The following is a 22,293-nucleotide window of genomic DNA, read 5'->3' on the forward strand; positions in this document are numbered from 1 at the left end:
TCACTTGCGCTTTTCAAGCGGCGCGGCGGCCTTGAAGAAATCGGCCCAGGGATCGCTTACCAGCGAATTCATCCGCGACGGCGTGTTGTCCACCGTGAAATAGGCCGGGCCGATCTCTTCCGTCAGCTCCTTCCAATCGAGCGGCATCGATACGGCAGCGCCCGGCCGGGCGCGGGTCGAATAGGCGGCGACGGCGGTGTTGCCGCGGCCGTTGCGGAGATAATCGATGAAGATCTTGCCGTTGCGTTTTGCCTTTGTGGCGGTCGCCAGATATTTGTCCGGCTGATCTTTCGTCATCGCGTCCGCCAACCCCTTCGCGAAAGCCTTGACCTGCACCCACCCGGCCTTCGGTTTCAGCGGCGTCACCACATGGAGACCCTTGCCGCCGGAGGTCTTGACGAAGGCAGCCAGCCCCGCAGCTTCCAGCCGCTGCTTGAGTTCTTGCGCCGCCGCGATCACCTCGGCCCAGGCGACATCGTCGGCCGGATCGAGGTCCATGGTGATCATGTCGGGCTTCTCAAAGCTCGCGGTCGTCGCCCCCCAGGGGTGGATCTCCAGCACGGCCGATTGCACGAGCGCGATGAGCCCGTCGAAATCGCCGATCCGTAGCAGCTTCTCGCCGCCCCTGTCCTTCGGGTCTGATATCTCCTCGATATGGGCGTTCATCCCCTTCCAGGCATGCTTCTGGAAGAAACGCTGGTGCCCGGCGATACCGTCAGGGCAGCGCAGCAGCGCCAGCGGGCGATTGACCACGAAGGGCTCCATGAAGCGCCACACCTGCGCGTAATAATCCGCAAGTCCCTGTTTGGTGACACCCTCGTTCGGCCAATAGATGCGATCGGGGTGGGTGAGCGTGACGCTCGATTGCGGCGCCGGCTCGGCCTTGCTTTTCTCGGTCTCGCGCATCACATCCCCCGCCGCCTTGTCCTCGCGCAGCCCGCGAAATGCCGCATGCCGCAGATTGCCGTCCGCCGACCATGCCTGAAACTCCACATCCGCCACAAGCTTCGGCTTGACGTGGACAAGCCCGCGCCGGGCCTCGGCCGAAAGCGCATCGTCGAAGGCGGTTTTCGTCTGCCGGTCCTCGGAGAGCCGATCGTGCAGCATCTTGGCCGTCGCGACCGAAAATCCGGTGCCGACCCGCCCGACATAGTGAAGCTTGCCGCCCTTGTAATAGCCCATGGCGAGCGAACCGATGGCGTTCTTCGTCGCCGTCGAGGGCACGAAGCCGCCGATGACGAACTCCTGCCGCTTCGAGCATTTGGACTTGATCCACTCGCCCGTGCGCCCCGAGCTATAGGCGCTGTCGCCGCGCTTGGAGATCACGCCCTCCAGCCCGAGCCCGCAGGCGTGGTCGAGCACCAGAGACCCTTTCTCCGTGAAATGGCTGCTGTAGCGCAACGTCGGATCGTCGGGAGCCAGAAGCGTTTCCAACAACGCCTTGCGCGATAGCAACGACACCTCGCGCATGTCGTGCCCATCGAGGTGCAGCAGGTCGAAGGCGTAGAACACGAAACGGTCCTTGCGCCCGTCGCTGAGATCGCTCTGCAGCGCGGAGAAATCCGAAGCGCCATTGTCGCGCTCGACCACCACTTCGCCGTCGATCAAGGCCGATTGCGCCGGCAGCTCCGAGAATGCCCTTGCAAGCGTCTCGCCAAACCGCGCCGTCCAGTCGAGCCCCGTGCGGGTCAGCATCGTCACCTTGCCGTGGTCTATCCTGATCTGCAGCCTGTAGCCGTCGAACTTGATCTCGTGCACCCACTCCTCGCCGGCAGGCGGCTTCGGCTTCAGCTTGGCAAGCGCCGGCTCGATAAATTCGGGCAGATCAGCCTTGACCGCGCCATCCGGCCATTGGCGCGAAGTCGCCTTGGCCCTGGCCGCCGTCGGTCGGGGAGCGGACGCCTTCGCATTATTCGCGTTCCCCGCCCCCTTGGGCCGTGAGTGCCACGCGGCATCCGGATTCTTGGCCACCTCTTCGATCTTCCGGCCGGTCTTTGCCGATTCAGGCCGCAGCTTCAGGATATCGCCCTTGGCGCGCGCCTCCTCGTCTTCGGCCTTGATCAGCAGCCAGTTCTCCCTGGTTTCGCCGGGCTTGCCGTGCATCCGCACCAGATGCCAGCGCCCCTTCAGCTTGTCGCCATCGAGATCGAATTCCATATGGCCCTTCTTGTAGGCCTTGTGCATGTCGCCATGCGGCGCCCATATGCCGCGATCCCAGACGATGACGGTGCCGCCGCCATACTCGCCCTTCGGGATGATGCCCTCGAAGTCGCCATAGTCCAGCGGATGGTCTTCCACATGCACGGCCAGACGCTTGTCGTCGGGGTTGAGGCTCGGCCCGCGCGTCACCGCCCAGCTTTTCAGCACCCCGTCCATTTCCAGCCTGAAATCGTAATGTAGCCTCGTCGCGTCGTGTTTCTGGATCACGAAGCTCAGTGCATTGCTGTCGCGCGCCGCACTGGCGCGTTTGCCGCCCCGCGGCTCCGGCGTCCGCTTGAAATCGCGCTTGGCGTGATAAGTCTCGAGCGCCATCGTCAGCTCGCCTTCTTCGAGCCGCCGTTACCGCGCGCAGCACTCTTGGCAGCGGTCTTGCCCGCCGCTTTCCCGCTCGTCTTGCCGCTCATCTTCGCGCTTTCACGCAGCGCCTCCATGAGGTCGATCACCTTGCCCTTCGGCTCGGCCTTGCGTTTGGCCAGCGCCCTGCCCTCGATCTTCGCCTGCACCAGTTCGGCGAGTGCCGCCTCATAACGATCCTCGTAGTCCCGGGGATTGAAGCTGCCCTTCTTGGTGCCGATGATATGGCCAGCGAGCTCGATCATTTCCTTGTCGAACTTGATGTCGGGAATATCCTTGAACACCGTCTCGGCGTTGCGCACCTCGTAATCATAGTTCAGCGTGGTCGCGACGATGCAGTCGTTCTGCGGCCTGATGAGCACCGTCCGCGTCTTGCGAAACAGAACCGCTTCCCCCAGTGCGGCGACTTTCTGGTCGCGCATCGCCCGCGCGATCAGCCCCAGCGCCTCCTCGTCATCCTCGCTAACAGGCGCCAGATAATAAGGCCGGTCGAAATAGAGCTTGTTGATCTCGTCATAGGGAACGAAGCCCTGCACTGTCAGGAGCTTGTCGCTCTCGGGCGCGAACGCCGCAAGCTCCTCGCCCTCGATCATGACATAGTCGCCGCTATCCAGCCGGTAGCCCTTCACCTGGTCATCGCGCTCCACCGGCTTTCCGGTCTCGCTGTCGACGAACTGGCGCTCGACGCGATGGCCGGTCTTGCGATTGATGATGTTGAAGGAGATGCGGTCGGCAACCGATACCGCGGTGTAGAGCCCCACCGCGCAGACGAGATCGCCCACCTTCAGATGCCCCTTCCAGCTTGCCCGCGCTGCCATGTCTATTCCTCCCGCCCCTTGCTGCGCCGCCGCTGATCCAGCGCCACGATCTTTTCCACCGAAGCGATATCCTCGCTCGTGACGACAGGAACCGGATCGCCGGCGATCGCCTCCAGCACCTCGCTCGACAGCGCGCCGTGGCGGATCACCCATTCCAGCGTCTCACGGGTCTCGCGCTCGGCCTTCAGCTGCGCGTAGAGCGCGATGATCAGCCTGTCGCGCGCGTCGAAATGGCTGCGTTTCTGCTCGGTCTTGCGGACATGCGTCATCCAAACCTGCCTCCCTTGCCGATTGGAGCAGAAACAGCGCAGCGGCAGGAAAGTTCCGCGCATCCCTCATATGTCCAACTGTCGCAAATCTGAGACAGGTCCGATGAGCGCCGTGAAAGCCCCAGCGGTCGCTCGCATTGCCGCGAGTTGCCAAGAACATTAGTTTTCGTCACACTCCTGTCGATGATCTGTGGTGGTAGGAGCTGCAGCTCTTTGATGGGAGGAACCCCGATGCACGAACACTCTGCCCATGCGGAGCATGTCTATACGTGCACGCAGCGCGATTCAGCCGCGGCAAGTTCTTCGGTCGTCGCCTCCTGGCGCCGTTGCATCGCCATGCACCAGCTAGCGCCCGAAGAGAGGCGCACGCCGCTCCGCCTCATGGACCAGGAGTTCAAGCGGGCCCGCGAACAATCCGAGCAGCTGATCGCCAACGCCACCGACGAACTCGACCGCCTGTTTACGACCGCGGGCAAAGCCGGCTGCTGCCTGCTGTTGACCGACCGCGATGGTATAGCGCTCGAACGCCGCGGTGCGATCGGTGACGACAAGGAGTTTCACGATCTTGGCCTTTGGACCGGTTCGGTCTGGACGGAAGCCAGCATCGGCACCAACGGCATCGGCACGGCGCTGGCAGACGAGCGCTCGGTTTCGATCTTCCGCGACCAGCACTTCTTCTGCTCCAACATCAAGCTCAGCTGCACGACCTCGCCGATCCGCGATCATCGCGGGCAACTCGCGGCCGCACTCGACATTTCCACCTGCCGCGACGACGTCAACGAAATGACGCTCGGCATCCTCGCGCAGATGGTGCGCGATGCCGCCATGCGCATCGAGATCAACCTCTTCCGCAGCGCCTATGCCGGCGCCCGCTTCGTGATGGTGCCGGCCGGCGCCAACCCGGCGGCCGCCCTCCTCGCCGTCGATCGCCACGACCTCGTTCTCGGCGCCACCCGCGCCGCGCGCCTGGCACTAAAGCTCGACGACCGCAGCATCGCCGCCGGCATTCCGGCCGCCGATGCCCTGCACGAGACCCGCATGTCCGACGACGAGGACCTCATCGAGGCCGAACGCGCGGCACTGCTGCGGGCGCTGACGCGCTCCAGCGGCAACGTCTCGCAGGCGGCGATCGCGCTCGGCATGAGCCGCGCGACGCTGCATCGCAAGATGAAGAAGCTCAATCTGCACTGATCCTGTTGTAGGCGGCACTGATGTAGCAGCGATGCGACACTGTGCGCTGCGGTATCGCTCGGTGACGCTGTATCTCGACACAAAAGACGCGCAGATTTCCTCCCACGGGTTCACGTCCGAACCTGGCTCATCTCAAGGGAGGATGACATGCTGCATCAGAAAATCGTCGAGTCGCCGTTCAAGCTGAAATACGGGAACTATATCGGCGGCGAATGGCGCGAGCCGATCGAAGGCAAATATTTCGACAACATCACCCCGGTCACCGGCGGCAAGCTCTGCGAAATTCCCCGTTCCAGCGAAAAGGACATCAACGCAGCGCTCGATGCCGCCCATGCCGCCAAGGACAAGTGGGCCCGCACCTCGGTCACCGAGCGCGCCAACATCCTGATGAAGATCGCCCAGCGGATGGAGGACAAGCTGGAAGTTCTGGCTCAGGCCGAGACCTGGGACAACGGCAAGCCGATCCGCGAGACCATGGCTGCCGACATTCCGCTCGCCATCGACCACTTCCGATACTTCGCCTCCTGCGTACGCGCTCAGGAAGGCTCGATCGGCGAGATCGACAACGACACCGTCGCCTATCACTTCCATGAACCGCTCGGCGTCGTCGGCCAGATCATTCCCTGGAACTTCCCGATCCTGATGGCCGCCTGGAAACTGGCGCCCGCTCTTGCCGCCGGCAACTGCGTCGTCATCAAGCCGGCAGAACAGACCCCCGCCTCGCTGCTCGTCTGGGCCGAAATCATCGGCGACCTGCTGCCACCAGGCGTTCTCAACATCGTCAACGGTTTCGGCCTCGAAGCCGGCAAGCCGCTGGCATCCAGCCCACGCATCGCCAAGATCGCGTTTACCGGCGAAACCACGACGGGCCGGCTGATCATGCAATATGCCAGCCAGAACCTCATCCCCGTCACGCTCGAACTCGGCGGCAAATCGCCCAACATCTTCTTCGCCGACGTGGCCGACGAGGACGACGACTTCTTCGACAAGGCGCTGGAAGGCTTTGCAATGTTCGCGCTCAACCAGGGCGAGGTCTGCACATGCCCGAGCCGCGCGCTGGTGCATGAGAAGATCTACGACCGCTTCATGGAACGCGCCGTCAAGCGCGTGGAAGCCATCGTCCAGGGCAACCCGCTCGATAGTGCTACGATGATCGGCGCCCAGGCCTCCAACGAGCAGATGGAGAAGATCCTCGCTTATCTCGACATCGGCAAGCAGGAAGGCGCAAAAGTGCTGACCGGCGGCTCGCGCAACGACCTCGGCGGCGAGCTGGCGAGCGGCTACTACATCAAGCCGACGATCTTTGCCGGCCACAACAAGATGCGCGTGTTCCAGGAAGAAATCTTCGGCCCGGTCGTGTCTGTCACCACCTTCAAGGACGAAGCAGAAGCGCTGTCGATCGCCAATGACACGCTCTACGGCCTCGGCGCAGGCGTCTGGACCCGCAACGGCAACCGCGCCTATCGCTTCGGCCGTGAAATCCAGGCCGGCCGCGTCTGGACCAATTGCTACCACGCCTACCCGGCCCACGCGGCCTTCGGCGGCTACAAGCAATCCGGCATCGGCCGCGAGACCCACAAGATGATGCTCGACCACTACCAGCAGACCAAGAACATGCTGGTCAGCTACAGCGAAAAGAAGCTCGGCTTCTTCTGAGCCTTTTCGACAGCAGGGAGGGCATCCGCAACACCCCTCCCAAACCCCTCCCTGAAAAGGGAGGGGATTTTCGTTTGAGGGAACGATATCATGTGGGAGCGGGACCATTTGGGAGGAAACAATGGACAACACAGTCAACGGAGAACCCCGCGTTCTCGCAACAGACGCCGCCGTCGCCCTGATCGACGAGATCAGGCGCGATTATCCCGACATCCTCTTCCATCAATCCGGCGGCTGTTGCGACGGGTCTTCGCCCATGTGCTACCCGGCCGATGATTTCATCGTCGGCGACCATGACGTGAAGCTTGGCGAAATATCAGGCGTACCCGTCTACATCAGCGCCAGCCAGTTCGAAGCCTGGAAGCACACGCAGCTGATCATCGACGTCGTTGCCGGTCGCGGCGGAATGTTCTCGCTGGATAATGGCCGGGAAAAGCGCTTTCTCACCCGCTCACGCATGTTCGGCGGTGGCGAGGCCTGCGCGATCCCAGGCGTGGAGAAGGCCATTTAGTGCTTGCGCACTTTGCCCGTCGGAATGGCGGATGAGGTGACCGAAACCGGATCGCTTGCCGGAAAGCTGTCCTCCAGCCCCTGCGCCAGCTGATCCTCCATCTCGTCCACATCGCCGGCTGCCCGCGCGCTCGGTTGCGCCGCGCCGGTTTCCACGCTCGAAAGCGCGGCGGTCTCATCGAACGACGCCAACTCGCCCATCACGGCCTTGGCCCGATCGATCGCATTGTTCGACGTGAGCGTCCGGTCCATGTCCTTGCGCAACAGCACGGACACGACCTCGCCGCCCTTCCCGACGAACTCGACCGTAAATCCTCGTCTCCCGCCCTGCTCTGGAATGACCTGCGTGCCGATGACCTGCATGAACTGTCTCCTTTGCACATCTGAGGAGACAACGGCGGCCATTCGACAAAGTTCCGCGACCGGCCACGCGCCATCGCGCGGCCAAAAAAAAGCCACCGCTCGTGACGGTGGCCGTAGTCATGAAGGTCTTCAAAACCTCCAGAGGGGAACAGTTGCGTCATCGACCAGCGGGCCGGCCGACTGCATAAGCAACTATAGGTAATATTAGTCCCCTATCGTAAAAATTCAATCAATTGGCGGCTGAATTTATCGAGGGACGTAAATCAAATTTCCAGATCCGCCCGGAAACGAGGGATAATTCACCACTTTCAGGTTGCAACCCAGCAAACCGGCACTCAGCGACCTGCGTCGCCCGTGAAAATTAGCGCTGCACCGGCGCCGTTGATTCGCGCAGGATAAGCTCGACCGGCCATAGCTCGTGGATCTCGAGCGGCGAGCGGCCGGATACCAGCTGCAGTACCAGATCCGCGCACCGCGTGCCCGCCGCGCGCATCGACGAGCGCGTCGCCGAGAGCGAAGGCGCCATGTTGTCGGCGGTCAGATAGGGAAACACGTCGTCATGGGCGATGACGGAAACCTCACGACCGACCCGCAACCCAAGCGAGCGAACCGCACGATAGACACCAAGCGCCGTCATCATCGAGCCGGCGACGATCGCGGTCGGCGGATTGGCCTGTTCAAGCAGCGAGCGCGCAAAACGGAAGCCGAGTTCGTCGGTGAAATTGCCGCTGGCGATCAACTGGGGATCGAGTTCGATACCCCGGCTTTGCAAAGCCTCGCGGTAACCCTTGTCACGATGCAGCGCATAGGTCGCGCCCGGGCGGCCGTTGATCATGGCGATCCTGGTATGTCCGAGATCGATGAGATGCGAGGTCGCGCGACGCACCGCACCCTCGTTGTCAATGTCGAGCCAGGCATGCGGCACGTCGATATCCGAGCGGCCGTGGACCAAGAACGGCATGCCGAGCTTGTGGAGCAGCGCGATCCGATCGTCGTTGGGGCGCGGCGAATGCACGATGATCGCATCTACCCGCTGGCTTTCCACCAGGCGCCGGTAAAGCTGCATCTCGTCATTATGATCAGGATCGGCCATCGGAATGACGAGAATGTCGGTGTCCTCGGTCAGCAGCCTCTCGGCCATGCCCGCCATGAATTCGGCGAAGTGGAATTCGCCCGACCGCCCCATCACCACGCCGATCGCACCGGCCCGCCCGGTCTTCAATCTGACGGCATTGACGTTCGGCCGATAGCCGAGCCGAACGGCCTCCTCCGCCACGCGCGCGCGGGTCACTTCGCTCACCTCGGGATAGCCGCTCAGCGCGCGGCTGACCGTCGTCGGCGACAATCCGAGCTGTTTTGCGAACTCTCTAAGCTTCATGCACCGACACGTCTTTCATCGCCCGCTATTGGACCCTTCACACACCCTATAAGCCAATCCGTCGATATTTGGCACAAAAACCGCACATCAGCCAAACCGATTTCAATGTTCAATCACAATCGATGTGTCGTGCCCGATGTTCTCCACATGCGAGCAACGCCACATTCCATTGTTTTCACAGGGAAAATAGCCACCCTCCGCAAGTTAAAGCCACCACTAAACTACCCGCTTGACTTGATATCGCGCTTCTGACAATTTTTTCCAACCAAATCGTTTTCAAATTTGAGGACGCAATGGTTCTTTTTGGGAGGAAGATCATGAAGTTTCGTTTCACGACGGCCGTCATCGCAGCCGCGCTCATCGGCGTGGCCATGCCGTCCTACGCCGCCAACATCAGCATCTCTGCAAGCTCCACCGGTAAAAACCTCGACCTGTTCCGCAAGCAGCTCGACGCCTTCGAAAAGGCGACCGGCAACAAGGTCAGCATCGTCACCATGCCGTCCTCGTCGACCGAGCAGTTCTCGCAGTACCGCCTGTGGCTTGCCGCCGGCAACAAGGACGTCGACGTCTACCAGACCGACGTGATCTGGGCGCCGCAGCTGGCCGACCAGTTCCTCGATCTGAAGGATGCCGCCAAGGACGTCGTGGGCGATTTCTTCCCCTCGATCATCCAGTCGCAGACCGTCAACGGCCGCCTCGTGGCCATGCCGCTCTATACCGACGCGCCCGCCCTCTTCTACCGCAAGGACCTGCTCGACAAATACGGCAAGCAGCCGCCGAAGACCTGGGACGAGATGGCGGCGACCGCCAAGGAAATCCAGGACAAGGAACGCGAAGCCGGCCAGAAGGATCTCTGGGGCTACGTCTTCCAGGGCAACGCCTATGAAGGCCTGACCTGCAACGCGCTGGAATGGATCAAATCCTCCGGCGGCGGCCAGATCATCGAGACCGACGGCACCATCTCGATCAACAACGAGAAGGCCGCGGCCGCCATCGAGCGCGCCAAGGGCTGGGTCGGCACCATCTCGCCGGGCGGCGTCCTCGCCTACCAGGAAGAAGAATCGCGCGGCGTCTGGCAGACTGGCAATGCCGTCTTCATGCGCAACTGGCCTTACGCCTATGCGCTCGGCAACGGCCCTGACAGCGCCGTGAAGGGCAAGTTCGACGTCACCACGCTGCCGGCAGCGGCCGATGGCGACAAGCCGTCCTCGACGCTCGGCGGCTGGAACCTCGCCGTCTCCAAGTATTCGCAGAACCCCGAGGTCGCGATCGAACTCGTGAAGTTCCTGACCTCAAAGGAAAGCCAGAAGCAGCGCGCCATCGAGCTCTCCAACCTGCCGACGCTGTCCGCGCTCTACGACGACAAGGACATCGCAGCAGCAGCCCCCTTCATGCCGAACTGGAAGCCGATCTTCGAAAACGCCGTGCCGCGTCCCTCGGCTTCGGCCAAGGTCAAGTACAACGAGGTCTCCGCCAAGTTCTGGACCGCCGTCCACAACACGCTGTCGGGCAATGGCACGGCCGCTGAAAACCTCGAGCTTCTCGAAGCCGACCTGACGTCGCTCAAGGGCGACAACTGGTAATCCATCGATGCGCCGGCGGCGGGCTATCCGCTGCCGGCGCTCCGAAGGACGCCACCGTCAATCGTCTCAGGAAGCGGGTATCTCATGAGTGAAGTTGCAGTTTCTGAAGGCCTGAAAGCGCAGACGCGCGCCAGGGCCACCTCGTCGGACCTGAAGGCCGACCGCGTCCGTTCCGCCTGGATGTTCCTGGCGCCGACGCTGTTCATCCTCGCCGTCGTCGCCGGCTGGCCGCTGTTTCGCACCATCTATTTCAGCTTCACCAACGCCTCGCTCACCAGTCTCGGCGACGCCAAGTTCGTCGGCTTCGACAACTACCTCACCTGGATCACGCTGAAGAGCGGCCGCACGGTCTACAAAGGCCTGCTCGCTGATCCCGCCTGGTGGAATGCGGTGTGGAACACGATGAAATTCACCGTGCTTTCCGTGCTGATCGAAACGGCCCTCGGCCTCATCGTCGCGCTTGTCCTCAACGCCCAGTTTGTCGGCCGCGGCATCGTGCGCGCCGCCATCCTCATCCCCTGGGCGATCCCGACGATCGTCTCGGCCAAGATGTGGGCCTGGATGCTCAACGACCAGTTCGGCATCCTGAACGATCTCTTCATGGCGCTCGGCCTGATCAGCCAGAAGATCGCCTGGACCGCCAATCCTGAAACCGCGATGATCGCCGTCCTGATCGTCGACATCTGGAAGACCACGCCCTTCATGGCGCTTCTCATTCTCGCCGGCCTGCAGATGGTGCCCGGCGATATCTACGAGGCCGCCAAGATCGACGGGATCAATCCGATCAAGGTCTTCTGGCGCCTGACGCTGCCGCTGATCCGTCCCGCGATCATGGTCGCCGTCATCTTCCGCATGCTCGACGCCATGCGCATCTTCGACCTGATCTACGTGCTGACGCCGAACAACGCGCAGACCAAGACCATGTCGGTGATGGCAAGAGAGAACCTCTTCGACTTCGACAAGTTCGCCTATGGCGCAACCGCCTCGACGGTTCTCTTCCTGCTCATTGCTACCGTCACCGTGCTCTACATGTGGCTCGGCCGCGTCAACCTCGGCGGGAGTGAACGCTGATGCTTCTCACAGCCACCAAGAACACCCTCTTTTATCTCCTCGTCGGCGTCATCGTCATCATCGCGGTCTTCCCCTTCTACTACGCGATCCTGACCAGCTTCAAATCCGGCACGGCGCTGTTCGCAATCGAATACTGGCCGACCTCGATCTCGTTTGCGAACTACGCCAACGTGCTGACGACAGGCAGCTTCATCCACAGCCTCGGCAATTCGCTGCTGGTCGCCGTCTGCGTCGTCGCCGCCTCGCTGCTGCTTGCCGTCACCGCATCCTATGCTCTCGCCCGCGTGCACTTTCGCGGCCGCGCGCTGCTGATGCTGACTATCCTCTCGGTCTCGATGTTTCCGCAGATCGCCGTGCTGGCCGGCCTGTTCGAATTGATCCGCTGGATCGGCATCTTCAACACGCCGTTTGCGCTGATCTTCTCCTACATGATCTTTACCCTGCCCTTCACGGTCTGGGTTCTGACCACCTTCATGCGTGATCTGCCCATCGAAATCGAGGAAGCAGCGATCGTCGATGGGGCCTCTCCATGGGTCATCATCACGCAGGTTTTCATGCCGCTGATGTGGCCGGCTTTGGTCACGACCGGGCTGCTCGCCTTCATTACGGCCTGGAACGAATTCCTTTTCGCCCTAACCTTTACGTCTTCGGACGCGCAGCGAACCGTGCCGGTCGCAATCGCCCTCCTGTCGGGCGGGAGCCAGTTCGAGATTCCGTGGGGCAACATCATGGCGGCATCCGTCATCGTCACGGTCCCTGTCGTTGTCCTGGTGCTCATATTCCAGCGCCGGATCATTTCCGGCCTCACCGCCGGCGGCGTCAAAGGTTGAAGAAAGCACGATATGGCACAGATTAGACTCGACAATATCAGAAAGAGCTTCGGCGCTCTCGAAGTCATCAAGGGCGTCACCATGGATATCCGCAAGGGAGAGTTCATGGTCTTCGTCGGCCCGTCCGGCTGCGGCAAGTCCACGCTTCTGCGCTTGATCTCCGGCCTGGAGGACATCTCCGAGGGCACGCTTTCCTTCGATGGCCAGGCGGTAAACCAGCTCTCGCCTTCCAAGCGCGGCATCGCCATGGTCTTCCAGTCCTACGCGCTCTATCCGCACATGACCGTCTTCGACAACATGGCCTTCGGCATGAAACTGTCGGGCCGCACGAAGGAAGAGTGCAAGGCCCGCGTCGAACAGGCAGCCGGCATGCTGCAGCTCTCGCCTTATCTGGAGCGCCTGCCCCGCCAGCTCTCCGGCGGCCAGCGCCAGCGCGTCGCGATCGGCCGCGCCATCGTCCGCGATCCCAAGGTCTTCCTCTTCGACGAGCCGCTGTCGAACCTCGATGCAGCGCTGCGCGTCGCGACACGCCTGGAAATCGCCAAGCTTCACCGTAGCATGCACGACACGACGATGATCTACGTCACCCACGATCAGGTCGAGGCAATGACGCTCGCCGACCGCATCTGCGTGCTGCGCGATGGCGTCGTTGAGCAGATCGGCACGCCGCTGGAGCTCTACGAGACCCCGAATTCCCTCTTCGTCGCCGGCTTCATCGGCTCGCCGAAGATGAACTTCCTCACTGGCGAACACGCAAGCCCCTACAACGCCCACACCATCGGGGTGCGCGCCGAACACATCGAGATCACCAACCGCGACCCCGCCTGGAAGGGCACGGTGATCCACTCCGAGATCCTCGGTTCCGACAGCTTCGTCTATCTCGACATCGGCACGCCGGAACCGCTGGTCGTTCGCGAAACCGGCGTTTCGCGCCACCAGCCCGGCGACAGTCTCGGCGTTTCGCCGGTTGCCGGTGCCATCCACCGTTTCGATCCATCCGGACGCGCGCTCGAAAGGATCCCCTTGAAGGGCGCCGCCTGAAACCAACCCAAACAACCGGATCCCGGCCGCTTCCCAACGGTTTCGATCCACCACGCGCATGAAGGAGCATGACTTTGGCTATTCGCACCATCGTATGGGGTGAAAACATCCACGAGAACACCAACGAGATCGTCCGCGGCATCTATCCCGATGGCATGCACACGACGATCGCCAACGCGCTGAACACCGATCCTGATATCACCGCCACGACGGCAACGCTGCAGGAGCCGGAACACGGTCTGACCGAAGCGCGACTTGCCGAGACAGACGTTCTGACCTGGTGGGGCCACAAGGATCACGGCGCCGTCTCCGACGTCGTCGTCGAGCGCGTGGCCAAGCGCGTATGGGAAGGCATGGGCCTGCTCGTCCTGCATTCCGGCCACTTCTCGAAGATCTTCAAGCGCCTGATGGGTACGCCCTGCGCGCTGAAATGGCGCGAGGCCGGCGAGCGCGAGCGCCTGTGGACGATCAACCAGCGCCACCCGATCGCAGCTGGCATCGGCGAGAACTTCGTGCTCGAAAACGAAGAGATGTACGGCGAGCAGTTCTCCGTTCCGGAGCCGCTCGAAACGGTGTTCATCTCCTGGTTCCAGGGCGGCGAAGTCTTCCGCTCGGGCCTGACCTGGCGCCGCGGCGCCGGCAACATCTTCTACTTCCGCCCAGGCCACGAGACCTATCCGACCTACCACGACGCCAACGTCCAGAAGGTGCTGATCAACGGCGTCAAATGGGCCTATAATCCTGAGGGCGACCTGAAGAGCATCACCGATGCCCCGAATGTCCCGGTCGAGAAGGCGCTGGAGCCGATCACCGAACGCGGCCCGAGACTGCACCAGGCCGGCGAAGCCGGTTACCGCTGAGGAGAACAGCAATGCGTCTACTCGTTCTTGGCACAGGCGTCATGGCCAAAAACCAGGTCGCCAATTTTCTGGCCATCGATGGCGTCGAGGTTGTCGGCGCCGTCGATACGGATCTGGCCCGGCTGACCGAATTCGCCGATCACTTCCACATCGAAAAGCGCTTCCGCACGTTGGAAGAAGCAATCGAATGGGGCGAATTCGACAGCGCCACCAACGTCACCCCTGATCGCATCCACTACGCGACCAGCCTGGCGCTGATCGCGGCCGGCAAGCACGTCTTCTGCGAAAAGCCGCTGGCCGAGCATTACGACCACGCCCTGGAGATGACGGAAGCGGCGGAAGCCGCCGGCGTCATCAACATGGTCAACCTGACATACCGCAACGTCGCGCCCCTGCAGCGCGCCCGCGAGATGGTCTTGGCCGGCGAACTCGGCACCATCAGGCACGTCGAGGCCTCCTACCTCCAGAGCTGGCTCGTTTCCCGCGCATGGGGCGACTGGCGTACGGAATCGCGCTGGCTGTGGCGCCTTTCGACCGGCCACGGCTCCAACGGCGTGCTCGGCGACGTCGGCATCCACATCCTCGACTTCGCGGCCTATGGTGCGGCGACCGACATCGACCACGTCTTCGCCCGCCTCAAGACCTTCAACAAGGCCCCGGGCGGCCAGATCGGCGAGTATCTGCTGGATGCCAACGACAGCTTCACCATGTCGGTGGATTTCACCAACGGCGCGCTCGGCGTCATCCACGCCACGCGCTGGGCAACCGGCCACCTCAACGAGCTGAAGCTGCGCATCTACGGCGAAAAGGGCAGCCTCGAAGTCACCCATCGCCCCGATGGCTCGGATCTCCGCGGCTGCTTCGGCGAGGACATCGAAAGCGCCACCTGGCGCGACATCGAAGTGCCGCCGGTGCTGACCAACTACCAGCGCTTCGCCGAAGCCGTGCGCACCGGCAAACAGGACGACCCCACCTTCCGCCACGCCGCCAACCTGCAGAAGGTCATCGACCTCGCGATCGTCTCCGAACGCGAACGCCGCGAGCTCAACCTGCTGGCCGCGCAAGAGCAGGACAGCGCCCCCGACAAGCGCATCCCGCCGCTGACGGTGGTGGTGTAAGGGTAGATTGAGTATGCAGGGCCCGCGAAAGCGGGCCTTGCCGCGGCGTCTCTAGCAGAGAAACGAAGCCCTCGCGGCACTCACCGCCTCTAGGGCGTCCGGATGTGGACGCCCCTTTCGTATCGCTTCGGATGCTTTGAGGATTTCCGCAGTGCCAGCCGCGGCTAGGACTTGCTGACGGCTTCTATCGCATCCGCCAATGTGGTGGTCGGATTGCTTTTGCAATACGTCGCGACCTTTTCGGCATTGGCGTGCGCCTTTTCGCCATCGATCATTGGGTTGCCCGCCTTGCCGTGAACATAGCCGTTCACCCACATGGCGACGCCGATGGTCTTGGCGGCGGACATGGCGCCAACTTGCTTACACGTTAACTTCGACATATCCGCTTCCGCGGCGAACGCATGACTTCCCAAACTGATACTTGCGACTGCGAGTGCGATTGAAAGACAGAATTTCATCATCGTTCACTCCCTAGAAACCGCTCCGTTTCGGAGCTTGAGGTTGTCATCAGTATCCGCTTCAAAACCACCAGCCCCGGGCAGGGAGTGGCAGCCTCGAAGACGCCAAAATATAGCATTTCGACTATGAATTGTCCCGGAGTTTCGAACGCCCGATATCTCCGATTGTATGTTCAGCATGCAGGATCAGCGCTGGGTGTCCGGACGTCCCGCTCACGCGCTGCGTCGCGGTTCCCACTGGGCATTCTCCATCCGGATTCTGGCTTCATCCGGCAGAGGTTTCGAGCCGCCCAGGCCCTGGGCGTCGGCAACGCGGGCGAGCGCCAGATCCTCCGGAAAACGATAGAGCTCAGCCAGTTGCTGATCGAGCAGCACCAACTCGGCTTCGAGCGCCGGCCTGCGGCACGCCGGCAGGACCTGCAGGCCGGATTCCAGAACCGCCCGCAGGCGTCGGGCGATCTGGAAGTTTCCAGCGCCGTAGAGGCGAATTTCACTGAAGGTCAGCTTGACGAAATCATCCCAATCAGGCGTCCGACAAAGCACCCGCAACTCTCCGGATTGATCCAGCGTTGCTTCCTCGCGCAGGCTCCGCTTTCCGACGAAACAAAGAAGGCGCTGCAACTGATCGATCGCGAGCACCGCTGTGGTTGGATCATTGATCGCTTTCGACAGCGCCTTGATCGCGATGTCGACGATAATCCTGAAAGCGAAGGTGGCATCCTCTTCCAAGGTTCGCTCCGGACCGAAGGCAATCATCGTCCTCAGCAGCGTCTCGTCGGGAAGCGTGGCGCCATACAACCGGAAGAGCGGTTCGCCGGATGCCACGAAGTCGCCAATCCTCGGCACCAGTTCCACGACCGAATGGGTCTTCTGCGCCATTTTCAGGAGCGCGCTCTTGTTTACAGCGACGATGATGGCGGGCCGCCCCTGATAGCGGATGACTTTATCCGGCTGCCCGTTCGGCAAGGAGGGCGCCGGCATGAGGTCGACCTCGTCTCCAACCGTGGTCGGAAAAACGTCTTCGATAACATCGCGACCCAACTGGCTGACACGCAGGACGATACTGACGGGCCGCAGCAGCCGAGCCGCGTAGTCGATCAGATAGAGGAAGGCGATGATGGACAAGAAGCCAAAGACCCCCGCGATGCCGACAACGGCATGATGGACATCTGTCTCGAGCCGGGCCAGCGATCCGGTTGCAAACAGCAGGGTGAATATGAACAGTCCAACGGTAAATCGGATGGCGTTGTCGCGCAGCAATGTCGTTGCGATGATCCGGGGCGTCAACTGCCCGCCCGCGATCTGAATTGCAACAAGAAGCGAGCCGAAGGTGAAGACGACGAAGGTCAGCGTCATCGTGATGATTGTCTCGAGCAAGCGCTGGGAGCCTGCAACACCCCATGGGGGCCATGGCTCTATCTGCACCAACCATGGCTCAAGCAGATAGACGAGCCGAATTGCGCCGATATAGATGAGCAAGGCAAAGAACGGAACCAGCCACAAGGACGACCTCATGTAGCTCTTCAAGCTATACAGTCGGTTCCAGGCCATTTCCGTCCCCCGGCCTTCGTTTCGGCCCTAAATCGTGTATCTCCAAAGCTGCACGAAGGATGACCCTGCCGCTGAATGGACGCGCCGGCGCTGGCCATGACAAGGTCGCAATCATACAGGAGGCAACCAAGCCTGTAATGTATGTTACGGTATGAGACACCGCCGCGAAGGCTTTGCCGTAGCGGGGAACCGAAAACCTGCGATGGAGCCTACCCCCTACCCGTGTCACGGCCGCCTCGGGAACAGAAGCGATCGGCCTTGTTTTACAAGCTGGGCCCGTCGGATCATCCCGAAAGCCGGCACACGAACCATCGCCAAGCCCAAGTCCTGAACTAAATTGTCCGCATCCCCAACGCGGAGGATCAAACGTGGCGATCTACGACGAACAGACCGACGACGAAAAGGCACGCTGGTATTCCAACGGCGCACGGTTTTATGTCGAAGGGCGACCACGCTATCCGGCCGCCCTGATAGCAGCGTCGGCAGCGGCCGCGGACTGGCGACAAGACAGTCGTGTCCTCGAAATCGGCAGCGGCCCAGGCACGGCCACGCAGGACTTCGCCGCCTTGGGCGGCCGGTTTACCTGTGTCGAACCGAACGCCGACTTCGTCACCATCGCCCATGACGTTCTGGCCCCTTTCCCGGACATCACCTTCCAGACCAGCACGCTTGAGCAGGCCGATCTCTCCGCCCCGTTCGATATCATTCTGGCGGCATCCTCGTTTCATTGGATCGATCAGAAACGCGGTGTCCAGCGGATCGAGGAATTGCTCGCGCCGAACGGATTTGTCGTGCTGCTCTGGAACAAGGAACCCCAGCCCGTCGCGCTGCAGGCCAATACCGTTGACGAGGCATTCCAGCGCTCGGGCTACCCGCAGCCGATCAAGCGGCAATCCCGCGACGAGGTCGCCCAGGTGTTTTGGGGACTTTCCGAACCGCTACAGAAGGCAGCTTTTACCGAGAGGCTCTTCTGCCACGTCGAGGTCGCTGACGACCACATCGTCGAGCGCTTCGTCGCCCTTCATCGCAGCCTCTCGCCCTTTCTGGCTTTGGCTCCAGAAAAGCAGCCAGAGATAGCCAAGGCGCTGATCGAAAACCTCAGCACCTTGGTCGGCCCGACGATCCGGACAACCCGCATATCCGCAGCCCACATCTTCCAGCGATCGGACCGAAGCTAGACAGACGCGCCCGATAACCGGCCAAATCTAAGCGGCCCGCGACCGACAGCGGTCGTGCTCGTCTCAGACAGCGTCAGCCGCCGACGGCATCGCTCACGCATTTCTTGGTGTAGGCGGTCTTCGCGGCACCAGCCAGCGCCTTGCCGTTCTTGTCCTTGGCGGACATGTCGCAAGCGGCGGCGGCATCCTTCTGGCATTTGTTCATCGACGACGTCAGCGCAGCGCCGGCCAATGGCTTGCCGTTCTTGTCAACTGCCTTGGAGGCGCATGTGTCGGCGGCATGCGCCGTCGCAGCCGACAGGATCAAGGCTGCTGCAATGAGAACCGTTTTCATCGTCTATTCCTCCCACAATTTGCCGTTATCAGCATCGAAACCGCTACCTGATGTTGAACCATCAGGAGCAGCTATCTAGCGGAATCTTATAGGCTATTTTGGGGCAACTGTACAATGAGGATGATGCCGGCAGCACTGCGATTTAGCCGTCCGTCTCGTCCGTCTTCGGCGCGGCGCTGAAGAGGTTTTTCAAGGCACTGGTCTTGGTCTTCTGCGCCTTGCTGAGCTTCAACGCGCGGTTGGCGGCCTTGGCTTGCTCCAGCATCATCTCGATCTGGATCTGCTGAATCTCCGTCAGCCGCTCCCACTGCCGGTTCAGAAGATGATCCACCTTTTCGTGCAGATGGCGGATTTCCAGTTCGGCCTTGAGGTTGACCTTGTAGTCGTTCAGCGCACGCAGGCGATCCTTCGATTCCTGGCGGCGCTGGCTCATCATGATGATCGGCGCCTGCAGTGCGGCGATGGTCGAGAGGATGAGGTTGAGCAGGATGAAGGGATAGGCATCGAAGGCCTGCCGCTCGCCCATCAGGAGGTTGATGCCCATCCAGACGGCCAGGAAAAGACAGAAGGAGATGATGAAGGTCCAACTGCCGCCGAAAGTGGCGACGACATCTGCCACGCGGTCGCCGATCGAGCGATGCTCTTCGTAGTCCTCTTCGATGTTTTCGGCCAGCGTATCGTGGCTGCGAAGGCTTTCGACGACCTCGTCCTCGAGGTTGGAAAGCTCGCCGCGTTCGTCGCGCAACAATTCCGCGATATACTGGCCGCGATAATCGTCGACCACCTTGCGATTGATATAATCGTCCGAGTGCAGCCCCGGATGCTTCTGCCGCATGAACTCGGCCAGCGCAGGCCGCAGGTCGTCGAAGTGGATGGCGTCCTTCTTCTTCAATGCGGCGCCGGTGATCGCATCGACGAGCCGCACGGACTTCGCCTTGGCGCGCTCCAGACTGTCGCTGTAGTCCTTCATCTCGACGGTGGCGGCCTCGCCGTGCCCGGCATCGAAATCCACGATCCCACCCGCGAACTCAAGCGACTTCTCTTCTGCCATCCGACGATCCTCTGTGCCGATTCCTGCGCTCTAAACATCAAATCGAACAGGATTGTGACATTGCTTGGCGATCCGGGCGAGGCCATTTGTTGGAGCGGTGTTAATGACCGACTGCACGCCCTCCCGATAACGTGATCGACCGCTCCGCCAAGTCGATGGCCCCGATTAACGGCATCAAAAGCTTTCCGCCCTAGGCTAAAGCCATGACTTCGAGTGGATTTCGAAATAGCCTTCCGGCGGCCCTTCTGTTCCTGGTGATGCTGCTGCAATTCAGCGCCGCATCGGCTGGGCCGGCGGATTCTTTCGAGACACACAGTTCCTGCTGGGCATCCGCCAGCCTGTCGGAAGACGTGGTCGCGATCGCCAGGAACGAGGATCGATGGTCCTGCGGCGACCAAGCTCGCTCCATCGATGCCGAACGAGTGCTGCTACGCTTCGATATCAACGCGAGCGCGCCCCTTCCCCACTATCTGCTCTCCAGGCGCGCGGCACTTCAGGCGGTGCATCTGCTTGCCATCGACCTGGATGGCACGGTGCGCCAGGACACCATTCCCGCCGCGGCCCTACAAAGCTCCATGGCCGGCGGCTACTTCAAGGCGCCCCTGCCGGATGTGACCAGCGAAACGCGGCAGGTGATCGCCGCAATCGACCTCCCAAGCCACCGGATGACGCTGGAGCGCGCCTATCTGGCGCCAACGGACGCCGCTAGCGGCATCGGCGACATGCGCTTGATGCTTGTTCTGGCCGGGCTTGCAGGCATGCTCGTCATGCCGCTGATCTTCAATGCCGCCTTCTACCGGGCGCTGCGAGAACCCTTCGTTCTCTGGCACTCGGCGCTGACATTCTCGCTGCTGATGACCATTCTCGTGACATCCGGCCTGGCAGTCATGCTGTTCGATCCGCCGGCGATGACCTTGAGCTGGATGACGACGGTGATCTTCGGCATGACCATCGCATCGGGAGCGATGTTCACCTATAGCTTCGTCGAGCCCGGCCTGATGCATCCGCTGCTGCGCCGCGTGCTCCCCTATTGCGCGGCATGGGCGATAGCGCTGAGCGTCCTTCACGCCGCCTTCCCCTTCGTCGCCCGCCCCATTCAGTCGAGCGCCTATACGGCGGCCTTCGCGCCGGTGCTTGCCATCTTCATTCTGTCGATGATCGATGCCCTGCGTCGCGGAAGCCGCGCCGCGCGGTTCCAGGCGGTCGGTTATGCGCCGATGGTCGTGGTCGGCCTGATCCGTCTGGTGACGGGTGTCGTTCCCTGGCTACACAGCACCGATGCCACGCTGCTCTTCTATATCGGCTGCATGTGCGAGGTCGTGTTCACGACCCTTGGCGTGGCCGAGCGCTTCGTCACCATGAAGCGCGAGCGCGACGGTGCGCGCAACGACGCCGAATTGCTCGAACGCCTGTCCGAAACCGACCCGCTGACCGGATTGCTGAACCGGCGTGCGATCGAACAACAATTCGAGCAGCTCCGAGCCAAAGGCTTCGTGGCCCTTGCCGTTATCGACATCGATCATTTCAAGGCGATCAACGACATCAACGGCCACAGCGTCGGCGACGAGGTGCTGAAGGCCGTCGCCAAGGCGCTCCAGCCCGGCCCGATCGTTCGCGCCTACCGCCTCGGCGGCGAGGAATTCGTGCTTCTCCTGCGCGGCGAAGACGCCGACACCCAGGCCGAACTCCGCCGCCAAGCCATTCCCGCCATCGTCGCCCGCACGGTGCCCGGCCTCAAACGCCCGGTGACAGCAAGCATGGGCGTGACTGGCATCGTCGGCGACGAGAATTTCGCAACGCTCTATGAACGGGCCGACAAGCTGCTCTACGAAGCCAAGAGCGCGGGCCGCAATCGAACCCGCGGCGCGATCAACAACACGCCAGCGCTGCGAGACTTTCCGGATGATCGGGCGATGATCGCCTAGATCGACGCGCCCTTTGTGTCAGGTCACGAACGGCATGATATCCACGCCGTCTCCGGGAAAGACGGTGATATGGGGATGATCGAGGAAAAGCCGTGCCGCGGCCTCGGCATTCTCTGCCTCGACGACCAGATAGCCGCAGAGCGCATTGGAGGCCGCCGCGATGCCCGCCTTGTTGACCCGCGTCGTCTTCCCCACCATGCCGCCGCGATCGAGAATAACCGCAGCATTCCGCTCCTCCCAGGCCATCCATAGCGGCACGCCCTTTGCATCGATGGCGTCTTGCTCGGCTTTCGGAAGACGCCTGAAAGCGTCGAAGTCCTCGTGTTTCATGGTGTAGACGGCAAGAAATCGGGGCATGGGGACCTCTGTGATGACGCGTCGTGTGCTGGAACATAGCATACCGCTGTGAGGTGCCTAAAGAGAGGTTCTGCCATGGGATACCCCCCTCTGCCCTGCCGGGCATCTCCCCCACAAGGGGGGAGATTGGCTGGGCGCATCCACTCGCTCCGCCTCACTGTTTGGTGATAAAGCAAG

Annotated in this window: 21 protein-coding genes; 11 read left to right on the forward strand and 10 right to left on the reverse strand. The window is 61.8% G+C overall.

From position 1 onward, the window contains the following. From ligD to ACODTZ_RS15355, 3 genes are read right to left on the reverse strand one after another with little or no spacing between them, the layout of a single operon-like run. Positions 1-2,532, reverse strand: coding sequence for a DNA ligase D (gene ligD, locus ACODTZ_RS15345; protein WP_489026677.1), 2,532 nt, complete (start codon positions 2,530-2,532; stop codon positions 1-3). A 2-nt stretch (positions 2,533-2,534) separates the two neighbouring features. After that, positions 2,535-3,392, reverse strand: a complete 858-nt coding sequence (gene ku, locus ACODTZ_RS15350) for a non-homologous end joining protein Ku (protein WP_489026678.1) — start codon at positions 3,390-3,392, stop codon at positions 2,535-2,537. Between the two features lie 2 nt (positions 3,393-3,394). Beyond that, positions 3,395-3,661 carry a hypothetical protein gene (locus tag ACODTZ_RS15355; RefSeq protein ID WP_489026679.1) on the reverse strand — a complete coding sequence of 89 codons (267 nt, stop codon included), beginning with the start codon at positions 3,659-3,661 and terminating at the stop codon, positions 3,395-3,397. A 231-nt stretch (positions 3,662-3,892) separates the two neighbouring features. On the opposite strand from ACODTZ_RS15355, the gene ACODTZ_RS15360 reads away from it, so the two are divergent. From ACODTZ_RS15360 to ACODTZ_RS15370, 3 genes are all read left to right on the forward strand, one after another. Continuing rightward, positions 3,893-4,852, forward strand: coding sequence for a helix-turn-helix domain-containing protein (locus tag ACODTZ_RS15360; protein ID WP_047505916.1), 960 nt, complete (start codon positions 3,893-3,895; stop codon positions 4,850-4,852). Positions 4,853-4,999: 147 nt separating this feature from the next. Continuing rightward, positions 5,000-6,508, forward strand: a complete 1,509-nt coding sequence (gene adh, locus ACODTZ_RS15365; protein WP_018897492.1) for an aldehyde dehydrogenase — start codon at positions 5,000-5,002, stop codon at positions 6,506-6,508. Positions 6,509-6,629: 121 nt separating this feature from the next. Then, positions 6,630-7,019 (forward strand): DUF779 domain-containing protein, encoded by a 390-nt coding sequence (locus tag ACODTZ_RS15370; protein ID WP_489026680.1) that lies wholly within the window; start codon positions 6,630-6,632, stop codon positions 7,017-7,019. Here the strand turns inward: ACODTZ_RS15370 and ACODTZ_RS15375 are convergent. Together ACODTZ_RS15375 and ACODTZ_RS15380 are read right to left on the reverse strand one after the other, a co-directional pair. Continuing rightward, entirely contained in the window at positions 7,016-7,381 is a 366-nt protein-coding gene (locus ACODTZ_RS15375) for a hypothetical protein (protein WP_018897490.1), read from the reverse strand. The two genes, ACODTZ_RS15370 and ACODTZ_RS15375, sit on opposite strands and share 4 nt — an antisense overlap. A gap of 361 nt (positions 7,382-7,742) precedes the next feature. Further along, positions 7,743-8,759: a substrate-binding domain-containing protein gene (locus ACODTZ_RS15380; protein ID WP_489026681.1), complete on the reverse strand. Its 1,017-nt coding sequence runs from the start codon at positions 8,757-8,759 to the stop codon at positions 7,743-7,745. A gap of 317 nt (positions 8,760-9,076) precedes the next feature. On the opposite strand from ACODTZ_RS15380, the gene ACODTZ_RS15385 reads away from it, so the two are divergent. The 6 genes from ACODTZ_RS15385 (at position 9,077) to ACODTZ_RS15410 (ending at position 15,262) form a co-directional block, all read left to right on the forward strand. Continuing rightward, positions 9,077-10,342 carry an ABC transporter substrate-binding protein gene (locus ACODTZ_RS15385; RefSeq protein WP_111562262.1) on the forward strand — a complete coding sequence of 422 codons (1,266 nt, stop codon included), beginning with the start codon at positions 9,077-9,079 and terminating at the stop codon, positions 10,340-10,342. An 84-nt stretch (positions 10,343-10,426) separates the two neighbouring features. Next, complete coding sequence (locus tag ACODTZ_RS15390) at positions 10,427-11,413, forward strand: carbohydrate ABC transporter permease (protein WP_489026682.1); 987 nt, start codon at positions 10,427-10,429, stop codon at positions 11,411-11,413. Then, the gene (locus ACODTZ_RS15395) at positions 11,413-12,243 is read left to right on the forward strand and encodes a carbohydrate ABC transporter permease (protein WP_018897486.1); all 831 of its coding nucleotides are present in this window, start codon (positions 11,413-11,415) and stop codon (positions 12,241-12,243) included. The genes ACODTZ_RS15390 and ACODTZ_RS15395 overlap by 1 nt, the downstream gene beginning before the upstream one ends. Positions 12,244-12,255: 12 nt before the next feature. Continuing rightward, on the forward strand, positions 12,256-13,284 hold the full coding sequence (locus ACODTZ_RS15400; protein ID WP_489026683.1) for an ABC transporter ATP-binding protein: 1,029 nt from the start codon (positions 12,256-12,258) through the stop codon (positions 13,282-13,284). Between the two features lie 74 nt (positions 13,285-13,358). Then, positions 13,359-14,144 carry a ThuA domain-containing protein gene (locus ACODTZ_RS15405; RefSeq protein ID WP_489026684.1) on the forward strand — a complete coding sequence of 262 codons (786 nt, stop codon included), beginning with the start codon at positions 13,359-13,361 and terminating at the stop codon, positions 14,142-14,144. A gap of 11 nt (positions 14,145-14,155) precedes the next feature. Further along, entirely contained in the window at positions 14,156-15,262 is a 1,107-nt protein-coding gene (locus ACODTZ_RS15410; RefSeq protein ID WP_489026685.1) for a Gfo/Idh/MocA family protein, read from the forward strand. Positions 15,263-15,426: 164 nt separating this feature from the next. Here ACODTZ_RS15410 and ACODTZ_RS15415 read toward each other — a convergent pair whose 3' ends face one another. After that, complete coding sequence (locus ACODTZ_RS15415; RefSeq protein WP_247750340.1) at positions 15,427-15,723, reverse strand: HdeA/HdeB family chaperone; 297 nt, start codon at positions 15,721-15,723, stop codon at positions 15,427-15,429. A gap of 210 nt (positions 15,724-15,933) precedes the next feature. Further along, the gene (locus ACODTZ_RS15420; RefSeq protein ID WP_489026686.1) at positions 15,934-17,235 is read right to left on the reverse strand and encodes a DUF2254 domain-containing protein; all 1,302 of its coding nucleotides are present in this window, start codon (positions 17,233-17,235) and stop codon (positions 15,934-15,936) included. A gap of 404 nt (positions 17,236-17,639) precedes the next feature. Between ACODTZ_RS15420 and ACODTZ_RS15425 the strand changes: the two genes are divergently transcribed. Continuing rightward, on the forward strand, positions 17,640-18,449 hold the full coding sequence (locus tag ACODTZ_RS15425) for a class I SAM-dependent methyltransferase (protein WP_489026687.1): 810 nt from the start codon (positions 17,640-17,642) through the stop codon (positions 18,447-18,449). A 73-nt stretch (positions 18,450-18,522) separates the two neighbouring features. Here the strand turns inward: ACODTZ_RS15425 and ACODTZ_RS15430 are convergent, their stop codons facing one another. Together ACODTZ_RS15430 and ACODTZ_RS15435 are read right to left on the reverse strand one after the other, a co-directional pair. Continuing rightward, complete coding sequence (locus ACODTZ_RS15430; RefSeq protein ID WP_018897481.1) at positions 18,523-18,783, reverse strand: hypothetical protein; 261 nt, start codon at positions 18,781-18,783, stop codon at positions 18,523-18,525. 142 nt (positions 18,784-18,925) lie between these two features. Continuing rightward, a complete protein-coding gene (locus ACODTZ_RS15435; protein WP_112944355.1) occupies positions 18,926-19,834 on the reverse strand; it encodes a DUF1003 domain-containing protein in 909 nt (302 codons plus the stop codon). A gap of 203 nt (positions 19,835-20,037) precedes the next feature. Here ACODTZ_RS15435 and ACODTZ_RS15440 point away from each other — a divergent pair, with 203 nt between their 5' ends. After that, the gene (locus ACODTZ_RS15440) at positions 20,038-21,759 is read left to right on the forward strand and encodes a sensor domain-containing diguanylate cyclase (protein ID WP_489026688.1); all 1,722 of its coding nucleotides are present in this window, start codon (positions 20,038-20,040) and stop codon (positions 21,757-21,759) included. A gap of 18 nt (positions 21,760-21,777) precedes the next feature. On the opposite strand, the gene ACODTZ_RS15445 is transcribed toward ACODTZ_RS15440, so the two are convergent. Continuing rightward, on the reverse strand, positions 21,778-22,116 hold the full coding sequence (locus ACODTZ_RS15445; protein ID WP_489026689.1) for a hypothetical protein: 339 nt from the start codon (positions 22,114-22,116) through the stop codon (positions 21,778-21,780). Positions 22,117-22,293: the final 177 nt, after the last annotated feature.

It is taken from the genome of Rhizobium sp. FG113, assembly GCF_057809895.1.

Bases quoted from the DNA above. Each gene is read 5' to 3' on its own strand.
- ACODTZ_RS15370 (WP_489026680.1), top strand. From the start codon at position 6,630: ATGGACAACACAGTCAACGGAGAACCCCGCGTTCTCGCAACAGACGCC.
- ACODTZ_RS15400 (WP_489026683.1), top strand. From the start codon at position 12,256: ATGGCACAGATTAGACTCGACAATATCAGAAAGAGCTTCGGCGCTCTC.
- ACODTZ_RS15360 (WP_047505916.1), top strand. From the start codon at position 3,893: ATGCACGAACACTCTGCCCATGCGGAGCATGTCTATACGTGCACGCAG.
- ACODTZ_RS15355 (WP_489026679.1), bottom strand. From the start codon at position 3,661: ATGACGCATGTCCGCAAGACCGAGCAGAAACGCAGCCATTTCGACGCG.
- adh (WP_018897492.1), top strand. From the start codon at position 5,000: ATGCTGCATCAGAAAATCGTCGAGTCGCCGTTCAAGCTGAAATACGGG.
- ACODTZ_RS15375 (WP_018897490.1), bottom strand. From the start codon at position 7,381: ATGCAGGTCATCGGCACGCAGGTCATTCCAGAGCAGGGCGGGAGACGA.
- ACODTZ_RS15415 (WP_247750340.1), bottom strand. From the start codon at position 15,723: ATGATGAAATTCTGTCTTTCAATCGCACTCGCAGTCGCAAGTATCAGT.
- ACODTZ_RS15445 (WP_489026689.1), bottom strand. From the start codon at position 22,116: ATGCCCCGATTTCTTGCCGTCTACACCATGAAACACGAGGACTTCGAC.
- ACODTZ_RS15390 (WP_489026682.1), top strand. From the start codon at position 10,427: ATGAGTGAAGTTGCAGTTTCTGAAGGCCTGAAAGCGCAGACGCGCGCC.
- ACODTZ_RS15385 (WP_111562262.1), top strand. From the start codon at position 9,077: ATGAAGTTTCGTTTCACGACGGCCGTCATCGCAGCCGCGCTCATCGGC.
- ACODTZ_RS15410 (WP_489026685.1), top strand. From the start codon at position 14,156: ATGCGTCTACTCGTTCTTGGCACAGGCGTCATGGCCAAAAACCAGGTC.
- ACODTZ_RS15435 (WP_112944355.1), bottom strand. From the start codon at position 19,834: ATGGCAGAAGAGAAGTCGCTTGAGTTCGCGGGTGGGATCGTGGATTTC.
- ACODTZ_RS15395 (WP_018897486.1), top strand. From the start codon at position 11,413: ATGCTTCTCACAGCCACCAAGAACACCCTCTTTTATCTCCTCGTCGGC.
- ACODTZ_RS15380 (WP_489026681.1), bottom strand. From the start codon at position 8,759: ATGAAGCTTAGAGAGTTCGCAAAACAGCTCGGATTGTCGCCGACGACG.
- ACODTZ_RS15420 (WP_489026686.1), bottom strand. From the start codon at position 17,235: ATGAGGTCGTCCTTGTGGCTGGTTCCGTTCTTTGCCTTGCTCATCTAT.
- ACODTZ_RS15430 (WP_018897481.1), bottom strand. From the start codon at position 18,783: ATGAAAACGGTTCTCATTGCAGCAGCCTTGATCCTGTCGGCTGCGACG.
- ACODTZ_RS15440 (WP_489026688.1), top strand. From the start codon at position 20,038: ATGACTTCGAGTGGATTTCGAAATAGCCTTCCGGCGGCCCTTCTGTTC.
- ligD (WP_489026677.1), bottom strand. From the start codon at position 2,532: ATGGCGCTCGAGACTTATCACGCCAAGCGCGATTTCAAGCGGACGCCG.
- ku (WP_489026678.1), bottom strand. From the start codon at position 3,392: ATGGCAGCGCGGGCAAGCTGGAAGGGGCATCTGAAGGTGGGCGATCTC.